This is a genomic window from Rhodoferax sp. RT5P35 (genome assembly GCF_056521385.1).
The window spans coordinates 58,321-71,967 of record NZ_JBWMAX010000009.1 but is presented as its reverse complement, the minus strand read 5'-3'; the positions used below and the strand labels follow the sequence as shown (position 1 = coordinate 71,967).

The window sequence follows — 13,647 nt, the reverse complement described above, 5'->3', positions numbered from 1 at the left end:
GGCCGTACCCGACCAATGCAGCTCGGAGCTACTGCCTGGGCTCGAGCCAGCACCCCAGCTGTAGGGCGCAGAGCCGCCACTGAGTGCGGTATGGACTTGGTGCCAGCGGGTGCTGCCGTCCGCCGCAGGGGTGTTTTACGCCGCCGTCCAGGCATTGGCATTGGTATACCAATCGGTGGCGCTGGTGAACTTCAGATAGTTCAGGTGCGCCCCTGCCACGCCCGGCGTGCCAGCCACAGCGGGCAGTACGTTGATAGCCACCGCCGTGGCCGCCGCCGCCGTCTGGATGCCCTGATCAGCCACCAAGGCCGCCGCAGCAGTTTGCAGGCTGGCTTCGGTAGCAGCACTGGGCAGGGCCGCAACGATGGAACTCAGCAGGTCTTGCACCCGTTTTTGCACTACCGCGTCCAGCATTGGCTGGGTGATCTTGGTGGTGCCATCTGGCAATAAAGTGTCCTTGGCGCTGGCCAGCAACTGCGCCTGCTGCTGGGTGGTCAGCACCAGCATGCGTGCCAGGGCGTAAGGCTTGACACTGCCGTCCACAGGAGTCGAGTCTTTAATGTCAAAGCTGGAGAACAGAGACGTGGTGATGCCGGTTTGCAGCTTCAGCTGCGCCTCTGCCGCATCCACGTTCTGGCCGGTTTGGGCCACCAGGTTTTGCACCAGGGTGGTCAATGGGGTGATCATGGCAGGCTTGCCTGCCGGGGTTTTCAGAACAAAGCCCGTGGGCACAACGCCCGTATCTTTGTCTGAGGATGTCGTGGCAGCCACGATGGCCAGCATGGGGAATTTCTCTTTGTCGGCCGTCGCGACGGTGACCACCGCGACCCCATCGGCGTTGGTGGTGGCATGCGGCTCGCTGTCGGCGCAGGCGCCGTCGTTGTTGGTGTCCTGGCACACCAGTGCTCCTTTGATCGGTCCGTCGAGTACCGTGACGGACACATCGGTGGTGGTGGATGCCACGGGAACGGGACTGCTGCCGTCTCCGCCATCGCCTCCACAAGCCGCCAAGGCGGCAATCGCGGCGCTGCTCAGCGCCAGTTTGAACTGGGTTTTCATGGTGAGGTTCCTATCAGGGGTTGTGGGTTGCTACCGTCACCATGCTCAACCTAAGACCAATGCCGCACATCACCTGTTCAGGGGATGCGCCGCCGCATACTTCATCAAAAAGGGGGATGGACTAGCCGCCCGCCACCACCAAGGCCAGCAGCAATTTCAAGAAATCCGCCTGCCGGTGCGTGCCGCTTTTGGCGTAGGCCGCTTTGAGTTGGCTCTTGAAGGTGTTGGCGGTTACGCCCAGGCGCTGGGCCATGGTCTCGGCGCTGCCGCCTTGCAGCATTTGCTGGGCAGCGCGGGCTTCAGCGGGGGTCAGTCCAAACAGCGTACACAGTGTGGTGGGCGACACTTTGCCTGCCGCTGCCAGGTCGTATAAAAACACGATGGCTTTGGGGGCTGCACTGCCTGCCGCCAACGCAGAAGTTTGGCCCAAAGGTGCGGTGTGTACAACGCAAATGGGTTTGCCATGGGCATCCGGCAGTAACAAGGCGTTAGAAAAATGACCGGGTACGGCGGCCAGCGGCGACAGGGCCGCGCGCAAGGCCTGCTGAAAATCTGTCTCTTGCCCGTGCAGGCGGGGTGCCAGCGCCAGCCGATCGCCCTGCGGCGGGCCACCTGCGCGCAGCAGCACGGTGTCAGCGGCATGCAATTGCCGCAGCGCCGCGCTATTGCAAAACTGCACACCTCCGCGTCCATTCAACAACACCACCCCGGCAGATAAGCGGTCCAGCCCAGCGTGGGTGGACGCGACTTGAAGTCGGCTGTCGCGCAGGTGGAACATTACGCCTAGCGCCCGTGAGATATGCAGTGTCAGCCGCCGCAGCAGTTCCACCCGTACAGAGTCAAACGGGGCATCGCACCTGCGCCTGAATACCGACAGCGCGGTAGGCAACTTGTGCGCATCCGTCCCATCAAAAATGAAACCAAAGCAGATGTGCGCTATGTCTTGTGGCGCCCAAAATTCACGGTAAAAAGAGGTAGTCACCAACACATCGTGCGGTATCAAGTCGACACCGTTATAGGCTGTGCCATCTCGAATCAGATTGCGATTTTGCGCAACCTGCAAAAACGGATCCCGATACATATGCTTGGCAGCCCAAAGCTCCACATCATGTTGCGAAATATTGTGCGAAAGCAGGAAACCACCCTGCTCTGGATTGTGCATAGGCGTAAACAGCAAACTGCGGCTTGCTTGGCACACATCGGCGATGCCTTCCATCGCATCCGGCCAGTGGCTAGGTTCTATGGCGGCATCGTAAATGCGGTGGACCAGGTCGTCATAGCGGGCAAAGTCGAGCGGCATACATTCTCCCTTTGCAACAGTGTTGCAAATGCCGATTGTTCACACGTACGCACCTGGTGCAAAGCTAAACCGCATTTTTAGTGCATACATCACAAATTCCAGTGGCCTGAATACCAGCCCAAAATCAATCCAAATGCCTATGCTTGCGCAAGCCGTGCTGCAAACCGATCTCCTTTTGCATCTTCTTACGCCAGCCTGCATGTCGCAGGACCAGCAGGCTCCCTTGGGACTACGCCATGCTGAATACCGCACCTTCATCCTTCGCTGCAGATGCCATCAATTACATCAACGAGCCCGAGCCGTCCGACACTTTGGCCCTGATGGAATGCGTGCTGGAGCAAATGGACTACGGTCTGGCCTTAGTCCACATGGCCACGCGCCAGATCCGTTTTGCCAACCGCCTGGCACACGACGCTTTGAACAGCCCCGGCAGCCTGCGCAGTGGTCTGTGCATGTTGGACGGGCGACTCAACACCCTGCTGCGCGCAGACACACTGCAGCTGGAGCATGCGCTGCTGCGCGCCCAGACCGGGGTGCGCGCCTTGATCAGCCTCGGTGGTGAGGATTGCACCACCAGTGTCGCCCTGGTGCCGCTGAACGCCCCCGGTGCGGCCCCTTACGCTTTGCTGGTGTTTGCCAAACAGCAACTGTGTGACAGCTCGACGATGGCGCTTTTCGCCCGCGAGCGCGGCCTGACCAGCGCCGAAAGCAATGTGCTGGCTTCGGTATGCAGTGGCATGCGGCCCACCGAAATCGCCACCCACCACGGCGTACAAATTTCCACTGTGCGCAGCCAGTTGCGCAGCATCCGCATCAAAACCCGTTGCGACACCATCCGCCAGTTGGTGGAAACTGTGTCCATCCTGCCGCCGATGGCCCGGCACATGGCCGCTGTACAGCACTAGCCAAGAGCCCCAACCAGCCCAAATTCTTTGTCCATGTAAAGATCTGTACCGTAATGGCATAGACTCCGTGCGCGCAACGTGCGCACCTCTACGCCATGCAGTCTCCACTCAACGCCCTCACCCACGCTTTTTGCAACGATCCCGTGCAGCCCCAGCTGCTGCGCGAACTGGTGCCTTTGGGCGAGGCACGGCGTTACCGCAAGGGCACCGTACTGATCCACGAAGCCGATCCGGGTGACACGCTGTTTGTGGTGGTGGAAGGCCGGGTCAAGGTGTACTGCACTGACGACTTTGACAAGGAAATCACCTTTGGCGTGATCGGCCCGGGCGACTATTTTGGCGAAATGGCGCTGGACGGCGGGCCGCGTTCGGCCAACGTGGTGACACTGGAGCCCACCGTCTGCACCCTGCTGACGCGCACCACGCTATTGGGTTTTATTGGTCGCCACCCCGAATTCGCGCTGGACTTGCTGTCCAAAGTGATTCGCCGCGCCCGCATGGCGACCAACAGTGCGCGCAACCTGGCCTTTGTGGACGTGTACGGCCGCCTGAGCCAGTGTCTGCAAAACCTGGCCACACTCCAGCCCGACGGAACCCAGCGCATTACCGAGCGCATCACCCACCAGGAAATCGCCAGCCGCACCGGTTGCAGCCGCGAAATGGTCAGCCGGATTCTGAAAGACTTGGAAAACGGCGGCTACGTGCAAATCGAGAAACGCCAGATCGTCCTGGTACAGCCCCTACCAGCGAGGTGGTGAATACCCCCAGGCTGCAGTTCTTCGCGTCTTTCGCCAACCCCCCTCGTATCGGCTTGAAAAGCCGATACGACATGCAGGAGGCAACACCAGTAGCCTAGCAAAGCCAGTTCCACGGTGTTTCTGGAAGGCGTGTCTTTTAGAAGTTTGTATGCGTTTTAAGCTGCTAGCGCCTATTCTGCATACGCATTATGCTATGCAAAGTATAGCAAATCAGTCCAATGCACGTTTCAGGCGGATCTCTTCGATCTTGATGTCGCCCATCGGCACGGTCTTGGCGGTGTTGAGTTCGCGCTTGAAGCCGGCCAGATCAAAGAAACGCAGGGCGCGCTCATTGCGCAGCGGAATCCACACGGTGACGGTGGTGCAGCCCTCCTCGACCAGGGCTTCGCGGGCGGCATCCCAAAGCGCCAAGCCCACGCCTTTGTCCCAGTGGCTTTCTGCCACGTAAATGGACCAGATTTCGCCAACCGTGTTCTTGGTGCCTTTGTCGCGCGAACGGTCAAAGCCGACAAAGCCGACGATCTTGGTGCCGTCCAAAGCCACCTGTACCTGCGGGTCGCCGTACTCGATGGCATCGCGCCACAACCCCAAGCGCTTGGGGGCGGGCATGGTGTTGAGGTGCTCATCGGGCACCAAGCCCTGGTAAGCGGAAGCGGTGGCACTGACGTGCAGGTCGGCGATCGCCTGGGCCTCTTTCAAGACGGCGGGGCGGACATCAACGGTAAAAGGACTGGTCATGGGAAAGTAGAGGCCTGGACACGAAAATATTTTGGGGGACCAGGATTGTCGCCGCAAAACGCGCTGGTATTGGCACCCCCGGAGCCTCCGACTAAACTCGGCTTTACCTATGCGATACGAAACCGCCTGTTTTACAGCCCATACAGCCCACAAAGCCCAGATCGCACCCGAGGATGCGCAGTTTGATGCGCCACCTGATTTGCCTTTGTTGCTGGCGGCCGAGCATGCGGGTCGGCGGTTGGCCAGTTCGTGCCGCAATGGCACCTGTCGCACCTGCATCTGCCTGCTGGTCCGTGGCCAGGTGGCCTACCGTATCGCCTGGCCGGGTCTGAGCGCCGAAGAAAAGGCCGAAGGCTACATCCTGCCCTGCGTGGCCTACCCGGTATCCGACGTCGTGCTGCAGTTGCCCGGACAGGCCCCAGCCACTCCACCGACCCCGTTTGCCACGGCATAACGCTTGCCCGGACCCGCCTGTGCACGCCCCGGACACGCCATCGCTGACCCTGACTGTCGTGCTGGAAGCTACGGTCATTTCCATGGCCCTGAGCGACGGGCGTGCCATCGGCCACATCGCCAGCAAAGTACTTTCCAACGGATTTCTGCAAACCCTGCCTCTGGCCGACCCGATCGCACTGGGGACCCGCCTCAGCGCACAGCTGTTCCCCGAGAAAATCCACCAGTTTTTAATGCACAGCCCCCCGCGCGGCCTGTGCCTGCAACTGGATGCCAACCTGCTCGACATTCCCTGGGAAATGGCGTTTGACGGCAGCCACTACCTGGGCGAAAAATTCCAGACCACCCGGCGCATCTTGTCCGATGCCACATTGGTTCCCACTGCGCGGCTGGTGGCCCACCGCGAGACCTTGCGCGTGCTGCTACTGCAAGGCCTGGGCAGCACGCCGGTCCACAGTGCCTATGGCGCAGAGCTGGCCAGCAGCATCCAGCTGACCGCAGGCCTGGCCCTGACCACCCTCACCGCCGAGCAGGCCCAATCGCTTGACCGGGCCAGCTTGCTGCGGCTGGCCGACGACCACGATGTGGTGCACTGCATAGGACCGATGGAGTTCAGCCCCACCCCCTTGGGAGACTCCACCGCTTTGGGCTGGATGGACATCGCACGGCAGGCTAAAACGGCCCAATTGCTGGTGTTCGACCATGCCACGCTCGCCGCCGCGCAAGCCCATATTCCCTGGCTGCACCTGGCCTGCCGACGGGGCGCGCCGGTACTGGTATGCGAGGGCCACTGTGGCGCGCCTGGCCATCTAGACTTTATGTACCAGATGTACCAGGGCCTGTTCCAAGGCCTGCCGCTGGGCGAAGCCGTGCGCCAGGCGCGGGTAAACGGTAACCAACACGCCAGCGGTGTATATGGCGGTGCGTCCCCCTGGGCTGCCGCACTGTATGGCGAAGCCGCGTTGGTGCTGCGGCCCAGCGCCGACCGGCCCGGCCTGGACGACAACCTGCGCCAGGTTACCGCCATGTTCTGCGACCTGGTGGACTCCACCCAATTGCTGGGGCTGTGGGGGGCCGAGCGCTACAGCGACATGCTCGATAGTTACCACGCCGCTTGTGCTGGCATCGTGGCCCGCTGGGGTGGTATGTCCGACGACCCGCAGGGCGACGACGGCATCATGTGCTACTTCGGCGTACCGCTGGCCTACGAGGATTCAGTGGCCAGGGCACTGCGCGCCGGGCTGGAGATTTTGCAGGCGGTGGCCCAGTTGGGTGTGCAGGTGCGGGTGGGCGTAGTCACCGGGCATGTGGTGGTCAAGGCCGGCCAGCCGATTGGCGTGTCGCTGCACCTGGCGGCGCGGCTGCAGTCCATCGCCCGCCCCGGCACCTTGGTGGCCAGCGACTCGACGCGGCAAATCGTCAAAGACAAATTTGTGTTTGAGCGGCTCACCGACCTGCCGCAGCTCAAAGGCTTCCCGCTGGCCACCAGTGCCTACGAGGTGCTGGCCGAAGTACGCGACCACGCCATGCCCCGGACCGAGACCGCTCCCCAGCGCACCCCGTTTGTGGGCCGTGACGCCGAGCTGCAACTGATCGAATCACATTGGTCAGGCGTGCAAACCAGCGGCTTGCGGGCGGTACTGGTGTCCGGCGAAGCGGGTATAGGCAAGTCGCGGCTGACCAGTGAGTTCCGCCGCTCCCTGTATGCGCGCGGCCACCGCACCATCGAATTCCGCTGCACGCCCGAACACACCCACAGCGCCTTCCATCCGCTAATCTACCTGCTGCGCCGCCGACTGCGCCTGCAAGACGACGACACTACCGAGGCCAAGCTCGCCCGCATCCAGGCCCGCATGCCCAACAACGTGCAAAACGGCGACCTGACGCTGGTGGCCAGCCTGTTGTCCGTTGCCACCGACGGCCACCTGCCACCGGTGCAGTTATCGGCCGAAAAGCAACGCCAGCGCACGCTGGAGGTACTGGTGTCGTGGCTGGTATTTGAGTCCCGCAATGGCGCTTTCTGCCTGCTGGTGGAAGACTTGCAGTGGATCGACCCGTCCACGCGCGAATGCGTGCACCGCCTGATAGCCGAGGGCGCGCAATCCCCCTTGCTGGTGCTGCTGACTTTGCGCTCGGAACTTGCCCCGCCGCACGACCTCGGTTTTGCGGTCCATGAGGTGCCCCTCAAAGGCCTGTCGGCCGCCGCCACCCGGGCCATGATTTTGACCGCCTGCGGCCCCTGTGCCGTGCCCGGCGACATGGTGCAACTGCTGGCTGACAAGGCCGACGGTGTGCCGCTGTTTATCGAAGAATCCACCCGTATGCTGATGGACCTGGGCGTGCAGCCCAACAGCTTGGATGCCAGCCTGGCCGCCCGCTTCACCGTGCCCACCACCATCCAGGACCTGCTGATGGCCCGGCTGGACCGGCTGGCCAGCGCCAAGCAAGTAGCCCAGGTAGGTGCCACCATGGGGCGTGAATTCTCCCTGCAACTGCTGCAAGCCGTGCTGGCCCACGAAACCTCGCCGATCGGCCTGAACTACCTGCCCGCCCAGTTGGCGGCGCTGGTCCGCTCCGGGCTGGTGCTTGAAAAAGGCGATGCCGCCAACCCGCGCTATTTCTTCAAGCACGCACTGGTGCGCGACGCAGCCTATGAATCCCTGTGGGAGCGCGACCGCAAGCGCCTGCACCGCACCATTGCCAACGTAGTGCGCGAGCAGTTCCCCGATATGGCGCAAACCCACCCCGAGCTGCTGGCCCACCACTTTGGCCAGTCGGGCAACGATGTCCAGGCGCTGGAATACTGGGAACGCGCGGCCCGCCGTGCTGCCAGCCGCTCGGCCCATATCGAGGCCATCAACCACCTGCGCAGCGGGCTCGCGCTGCTGGCGCGGCTGCCATCGGCGTCCGAGCGCGACCGCACCGAGCTGCGCATGCAACTCATGCTGGCCGGGCAGCTCATTACCACCCAGGGCTATGGGGCCGACCCGGTAGGCCACGCCTACGAACGCGCGGCCGAACTCTGCCAGCGCGCAGGCGACGAGGCCGCGCAGATGAAAACCCTGCTGGGGCTGGAGGGCTACCACTTCATGCGCGCCGACTTTGGCCGGGCCCACGTCATCGCCCGGCAAGCCGCCGTGGTGCTGGCCGACTCGGCCGACCCGATGCGCAAAATCCAGCTGCAATGGGCGGTGGGCAACATCCTGTTCCACCAGGGTGAATTTGCCGTCGCCATCGAGCACATGGACACCTGCCTGACTGCCTATGGCCAGCTGCAGCACCACCCGCGCATGGTCCAGGACCCGGGTGTAATGTGCCTGTGCTATTCGGCCTGGGCGCTGTGGGAGGTGGGCAAAGCCGACCAGGCCCTGGAGCGTGCGCTCAAGGTAGTGGCCATGGCCGAGCAGCTCGACCATAAATTCAGCATGGCCGAGGCGTATGCGTTTTGTGCATCGGTCCATTTGTTCCGCGGCGAACACGCCCAGGCCCTGCACTGCGCCAAGCGATCCCGCGACATTTGCAGCGAGGGCGGCTTTGCGATGTGGCTGTCGTATGCCCAGCTGCTGCATGGCCGCCTGGTGGCCGAGCTGGGCGACCCGGAAGCCGGGGTGCTGGAAATGCGCCAGGCCTACACCCAGTGGCTGGCCACCGGGGCCATCGTCACCCGCCCGCTGTACTTGGCCATGCAGGCCGAGGGTCTGGCCCTGGCCGGACGGCCCGACGAAGGCCTGGCCCTGTTGGCCGAAGCCTTTGACCTGGTCTGCCACTACAAAGAGCACTACCACGAAGCCGAAGTGCGCCGCCTGACCGGCGAACTGATGCTGCAATCCAGCCGCCTGAACGGCCTGGACCGCCAAGAGGAAGCCCAGCAATGGCTGCTGGGTGCGCTGGAATTTACCCACAGCCACCACCACCCGGCGGCGGCCCTGCGCAGTGCCACCAGCCTGGCCCATCTGTGGGCCAGCCAGGGCCGCAACGCCGATGCCCAGCGCGTCCTTAAAATAGAGTATGACGGCGTAATCGAAGGTTTCTACACTCGCGACGTGCAGGCTGCCAGCGCTTTGCTGCAACACCTGCAATCGGCCCACAACGACTTGACACCCGCCTGAGCATGCGTGGCAGGAACCGTGTGGGACGGCACCCACGACGGAACAACCATGACACCGCATCTCACGGCTTTCAATGCGCTCGGCAACGCGCCCTACCCCCAAAACCACCTGCTCTTCAGCCAGCTAAGTGACGACACCCAACGCGCCGCCCTGTACCAAGAGCTGTTGCGCACCCCCCAGGTGCTGCCCTTTACCAGCCGTGCCGATACCAAGTTTCGCGCCACTGACGACGGCAATTCGCAGTACCACCAAACCGTCTACCTGCTGACCCAGCGCGCGCACATCGAACGTGCACTAACCGACACCGCTTTTTTCAGCAACGCACCCTACCTGGCGCTGGGCAGCGGCACCTTCATGCTGGGGCTGGACAAAGACCAACCCACGCCCGCCACCGACGAGCACCTGGCCCAACGCAAGCTGGCGATGCAGGCCTTCAAATACGACACGGGCACCATCGGCGTGCTGTCGGTCGTGGCCTACAAGGCCGCCAGCACGTTGCCCCTGAAATCGCGCTACTTCGACCTGGCCACGCTGGCCGAGCAGGCCGCGCTGCGCTTTGTGGGCTTTTTGTTTGGCTTTGCCCAGGCCGACATTGCGCTGCTGGAGCGCACTACGCGCATGGCTTACGCCGGCATGAGCTACCAGATGTTTGCACGGCATTTTGTGACCTCGCCCGGCACCCTGCTGGAAGCCTCGGGCGGCATGGGCGCGCTGCTGGTGCGGGTGGCGCTGCTGATCGACCAATACCAAAACCCCATCAGCCGGACCGACATCGACGAAGCCCACACCATTCAAGCCGAATTGGCCGAGCTGCAAGCCTTTCACCCCGCGCTGGCCCACTTTGAGCCGGTGCTGCCACGCCTGGCCAAAATCGCCGGGGCGTATTCGGGCACCGAACTGGCGGCCATTGTGGTGGGTGCGATTGCCGGCATCATTGGCAATGTGCAGGCCAGCGTGTCGATTGCCATGAGCCAGTTTTTCCAGCTGAACCTGTTGCCGCAAGCCATTGCCGCCGCCCACCACGCGGCGGCCCACCCCACCGATCCGACGGCTGTAGGCGCCATGCAAGGCATGGTCATGGAAGCCCTGCGCCTGCAACCACCCGCCCCCTTTTTGCCGCGCAAGCTGCTGCAAGCCAACCCGTTTGGCGATGCGCCTGGGTTGGCGATTCCGAAAGATGCCATCGTCATCCTGGCCGTCGGCGCGGCGACCCGCCAAGACGGGGCCGAGCAGCTCCACAGCTTCCGGCCCGGCACCACCGCCTACGACCCGCTGGTGTTTGGTGGCCCGCCCGACAACGAGCCCGCCACCCGCTACCTGCACCAGTGCCTGGGCCAGCACCTGGCATTGCCGCTGGTGCGCTACGTGGTGCAAGAAGTGCTGCGGCTGCCCGGCCTGGACCGGGTGCTGGACCACCGCACCGCCGACCCCAAGCCGCTGACCAAGCGCTGGGGCTTCAACTGCGAAAGTTTCCCCCTGCAGTACACCGTGGACAAAACCATCATCCAGCAGCCGCTGAACGTGGTCATGCCCATCAAAACCCCGCTCTCCGAGCACGCGGAAATGGTGAAGAAAATCATTGCCTATGGCGCACCGCGCATCGAGCTGCGGCTGGAGCAGTCGCGCCATGTGCACTTTGCCTGGTTCAACCTGCAAAACAACGACAGCGAACTGGCCCTGCACACCGTGTTCGACGGCGACTTTGATGCCTACATCGAACACTTTGCGCTGCACGTCGGCCCCTTGTTCGACCAACTGCTGGAACACATCCAGAACGCACCGCCCCTGCCGGTGGCCGAGTTTCCCAAAGAATTTGTGGACACCATCCGCCGCTACAACCAGGCCCCGGTGGGCGGCTACCTCTACAGCGCCTACCCCCACCGCACGGTGGACGACATCCAGCGCGCCACCAAGGGCATGCCATGACCGCCCCCAACCCGGCCCCCAACCCCGCCCACCTGCAAAACCTGGTGGTCAACGGCTTTGACACCCACCACACCCGTTACTTGCTGCTGCGCATCGCCCAGGCCGCTGCGGCGCGCCAGTTTGTACGCAGCCTGCTGGACCAAGGCTGGGTGGTCAACGCCAGCAACTCCCGCGACCAGGCCCAGTCCCTGCTGCAACACCAGCGCTGCCCCATTGGCATCGGCTTTACCTTTGCCGGCCTAGAGGCGATGGAGCTGCCCACGCGCTACCTGCGCCTGTTCCAGAGCCGTGCCACCGCCTTTGCCGAAGGCGCGGCCCCGCGCGCCTCGCACCGCTTGGCCGACACCGGACCCAGCGCCGCCGCCCAATGGGAGCCTGCCTTTCAGCACGCCAGCGCCCACCTGTTTGTGACCCTGCATGCCGATGACCCTGCCGTGCTGGACCACTGCACCACCACCCTGCAAACCTTGGCGGGCCCGGCCTTTGCCCCCGAGGGCTGGGCCCAGCCCTTCGACGGTGGGCACCTGGGGCACAACAAAAAATCCCGGCGCGAACACTTTGGCTTTTTGGACGGCATCACCAACCCCTTGATCGACGGCCTGCACCACCACACCCCTGGCCACGCCGACCTGAAGGTAGCGCAGAAGCTGCAGCCCCCGGGCGAATTCCTGCTGGGCTACCGCAACAACGATGGCTACAACCGCTGGTTGATCGCGTCTGAATCGGCGCAAGTGCGGCAGTTTTTTGCCAATGGCAGCTTCTCGGCCTTTCGCAAAATGGCCCAGGACACTGTGGCCTTCGATGCCTTTGTGCACAGCCAGGCCAGCAGCGCCCTCCTGCCAGAGGCCGTGCGCGCCAAGCTGCTGGGCCGCTGGCACGACGGCCAGGTCATCACGCCCGAGCAAGCCACACCGCCAAAACCACCCACTGGCCCCAAAGCCAGCACCCGTGCCGGCCTGAACGATTTCGACTTCACCGCCGACCCGCAAGGCCTGGGCTGCCCCTTCGGCGCGCACATCCGCCGCATGAACCCGCGCGAAGACCCGGTGGTGCCGGTGCGCAAACGCCCGCTGATCCGGCGCGGCATTCCCTACGGCCCTACGGTCGCCGCCGCCCCCCAGGCCGAACGCGGCCTGCTCGGCCTGTTCTTCTGCGCCAGCCTGGAGGACCAGTTTGAGCACCTGCTGGCCGAATGGGGCAACAAAAACCCTTTCGGCGTGCCCAACTCCAGCACCGCCAAGGACCCGATCGTCGGCAACCACGAAGGCAACGGCGGTGTGTTCGACATCCCCACCGCCACCGCGCCAAACCCGCAGCTTCGGGGTTTCACGCCGTTTGTCACTACCAAGGGCACGCTGTACAGCTTCTTCCCCAGCTTGCCCACCCTGGGCATGCTGGCCGATGGAATAAGTACCGAATAGGCCTCTAACGCATGTTTCACCTGCGCTGTATGCTACATTTTATATAGCATACAGCGTATGTCCTGCGTACGGTCGATGAACCGGGTGTAATACGGTATCGCCATAGCACAACCGCACACCATGACCACCACCACCCTGCCCACCTATTTCATCTCCCACGGCGGCGGGCCGTGGCCGTACATGGAGAGCATGCGCGAGGCGATGCGCGGGCTGGCCACCTCGCTGGCCGACATGCCGCGCCAGTACGCGGCACCCAAGGCGATTCTGGTGGTCTCAGCCCACTGGGAGGAAAACGCCTTCAGCGTCATGTCCAACCCCCACCCCGGCATGCTGTACGACTACGGCGGCTTTCCGCCGCACACCTACAAGGTCGTCTACCCGGCCCCCGGCGCGCCGGAGTTGGCCGTGCGCATCCAGGGTCTGCTGGCCGATGCCGGTCTGCCGGTTCGGCTGGACCCGCAGCGCGGTTTTGACCACGGCACGTTTTCGCCACTGGTGGTGATGTACCCCAAGGCGGATGTACCTCTGCTGCAGGTGTCGTTGAAAACCGGGCTGGACCCGGCCGTGCACATCGCCCTGGGCCGGGCCCTGGCCCCGCTGCGAGACGAAGGCGTGCTCATCGTGGGCAGCGGCGTGAGCTACCACAACCTGCGCCAGTTTGGCCCGCCGGGCAAGGCCCCGTCCATGGCCTTTGACCAGTGGCTGCAAGACACCGTGGTGGCCGCCAGCCCCGCCGAACGCGAAGCCCGCCTGCTGGACTGGGCCGCCGCCCCCGCCGCCCGCATCGCCCACCCGCGCGAAGAACATTTGATCCCGCTGATGGTGGCCATGGGTGCGGCAGAGAACGACACCGCCACCTGCGTGTACCACGAAGACAACGTCTTCGGCGGCATCACCGTTTCCAGCTTCAGATTTGATGCCTCATAGAGGCACAACTCTTAGCAAGAGGCTGAAGGCACACCCACCAGAAACACCGCA

General features: G+C 63.5%; 11 protein-coding genes. 8 read left to right on the top strand and 3 right to left on the bottom strand.

What is annotated here, in order from left to right; all coding sequences use genetic code 11:
* Nucleotides 1-135: 135 nt before the first annotated feature.
* Nucleotides 136-1,059, bottom strand: a complete 924-nt coding sequence (locus AC097L_RS15385) for a hypothetical protein (RefSeq protein ID WP_479587412.1) — start codon at nucleotides 1,057-1,059, stop codon at nucleotides 136-138.
* Between the two features lie 121 nt (nucleotides 1,060-1,180).
* Nucleotides 1,181-1,837, bottom strand: coding sequence for a helix-turn-helix transcriptional regulator (locus AC097L_RS15380; RefSeq protein ID WP_479587411.1), 657 nt, complete (start codon nucleotides 1,835-1,837; stop codon nucleotides 1,181-1,183).
* Nucleotides 1,838-1,951: 114 nt separating this feature from the next.
* On the opposite strand from AC097L_RS15380, the gene AC097L_RS15375 reads away from it, so the two are divergent.
* The 3 genes from AC097L_RS15375 to AC097L_RS15365 all read left to right on the top strand — a co-directional run bounded on the left by AC097L_RS15375 (nucleotide 1,952) and on the right by AC097L_RS15365 (nucleotide 4,022).
* The gene (locus AC097L_RS15375) at nucleotides 1,952-2,440 is read left to right on the top strand and encodes a hypothetical protein (protein WP_479587410.1); all 489 of its coding nucleotides are present in this window, start codon (nucleotides 1,952-1,954) and stop codon (nucleotides 2,438-2,440) included.
* A gap of 155 nt (nucleotides 2,441-2,595) precedes the next feature.
* The gene (locus AC097L_RS15370) at nucleotides 2,596-3,264 is read left to right on the top strand and encodes a helix-turn-helix transcriptional regulator (protein WP_479587409.1); all 669 of its coding nucleotides are present in this window, start codon (nucleotides 2,596-2,598) and stop codon (nucleotides 3,262-3,264) included.
* Nucleotides 3,265-3,359: 95 nt separating this feature from the next.
* Nucleotides 3,360-4,022 (top strand): Crp/Fnr family transcriptional regulator, encoded by a 663-nt coding sequence (locus AC097L_RS15365; protein ID WP_479587408.1) that lies wholly within the window; start codon nucleotides 3,360-3,362, stop codon nucleotides 4,020-4,022.
* 210 nt (nucleotides 4,023-4,232) lie between these two features.
* Here AC097L_RS15365 and AC097L_RS15360 read toward each other — a convergent pair whose 3' ends face one another.
* Nucleotides 4,233-4,760 carry an N-acetyltransferase family protein gene (locus AC097L_RS15360; RefSeq protein ID WP_479587407.1) on the bottom strand — a complete coding sequence of 176 codons (528 nt, stop codon included), beginning with the start codon at nucleotides 4,758-4,760 and terminating at the stop codon, nucleotides 4,233-4,235.
* A gap of 109 nt (nucleotides 4,761-4,869) precedes the next feature.
* Between AC097L_RS15360 and AC097L_RS15355 the strand changes: the two genes are divergently transcribed.
* The 5 genes from AC097L_RS15355 to AC097L_RS15335 all read left to right on the top strand — a co-directional run bounded on the left by AC097L_RS15355 (nucleotide 4,870) and on the right by AC097L_RS15335 (nucleotide 13,596).
* A complete protein-coding gene (locus AC097L_RS15355) occupies nucleotides 4,870-5,214 on the top strand; it encodes a 2Fe-2S iron-sulfur cluster-binding protein (protein WP_479587406.1) in 345 nt (114 codons plus the stop codon).
* Nucleotides 5,215-5,233: 19 nt separating this feature from the next.
* On the top strand, nucleotides 5,234-9,322 hold the full coding sequence (locus tag AC097L_RS15350) for an ATP-binding protein (protein ID WP_479587405.1): 4,089 nt from the start codon (nucleotides 5,234-5,236) through the stop codon (nucleotides 9,320-9,322).
* A 48-nt stretch (nucleotides 9,323-9,370) separates the two neighbouring features.
* The gene (locus tag AC097L_RS15345) at nucleotides 9,371-11,248 is read left to right on the top strand and encodes a cytochrome P450 family protein (RefSeq protein ID WP_479587404.1); all 1,878 of its coding nucleotides are present in this window, start codon (nucleotides 9,371-9,373) and stop codon (nucleotides 11,246-11,248) included.
* Nucleotides 11,245-12,669 carry a Dyp-type peroxidase gene (locus AC097L_RS15340; protein WP_479587403.1) on the top strand — a complete coding sequence of 475 codons (1,425 nt, stop codon included), beginning with the start codon at nucleotides 11,245-11,247 and terminating at the stop codon, nucleotides 12,667-12,669. The genes AC097L_RS15345 and AC097L_RS15340 overlap by 4 nt, the downstream gene beginning before the upstream one ends.
* A gap of 120 nt (nucleotides 12,670-12,789) precedes the next feature.
* Nucleotides 12,790-13,596, top strand: a complete 807-nt coding sequence (locus AC097L_RS15335) for a DODA-type extradiol aromatic ring-opening family dioxygenase (protein ID WP_479587402.1) — start codon at nucleotides 12,790-12,792, stop codon at nucleotides 13,594-13,596.
* Nucleotides 13,597-13,647: the final 51 nt, after the last annotated feature.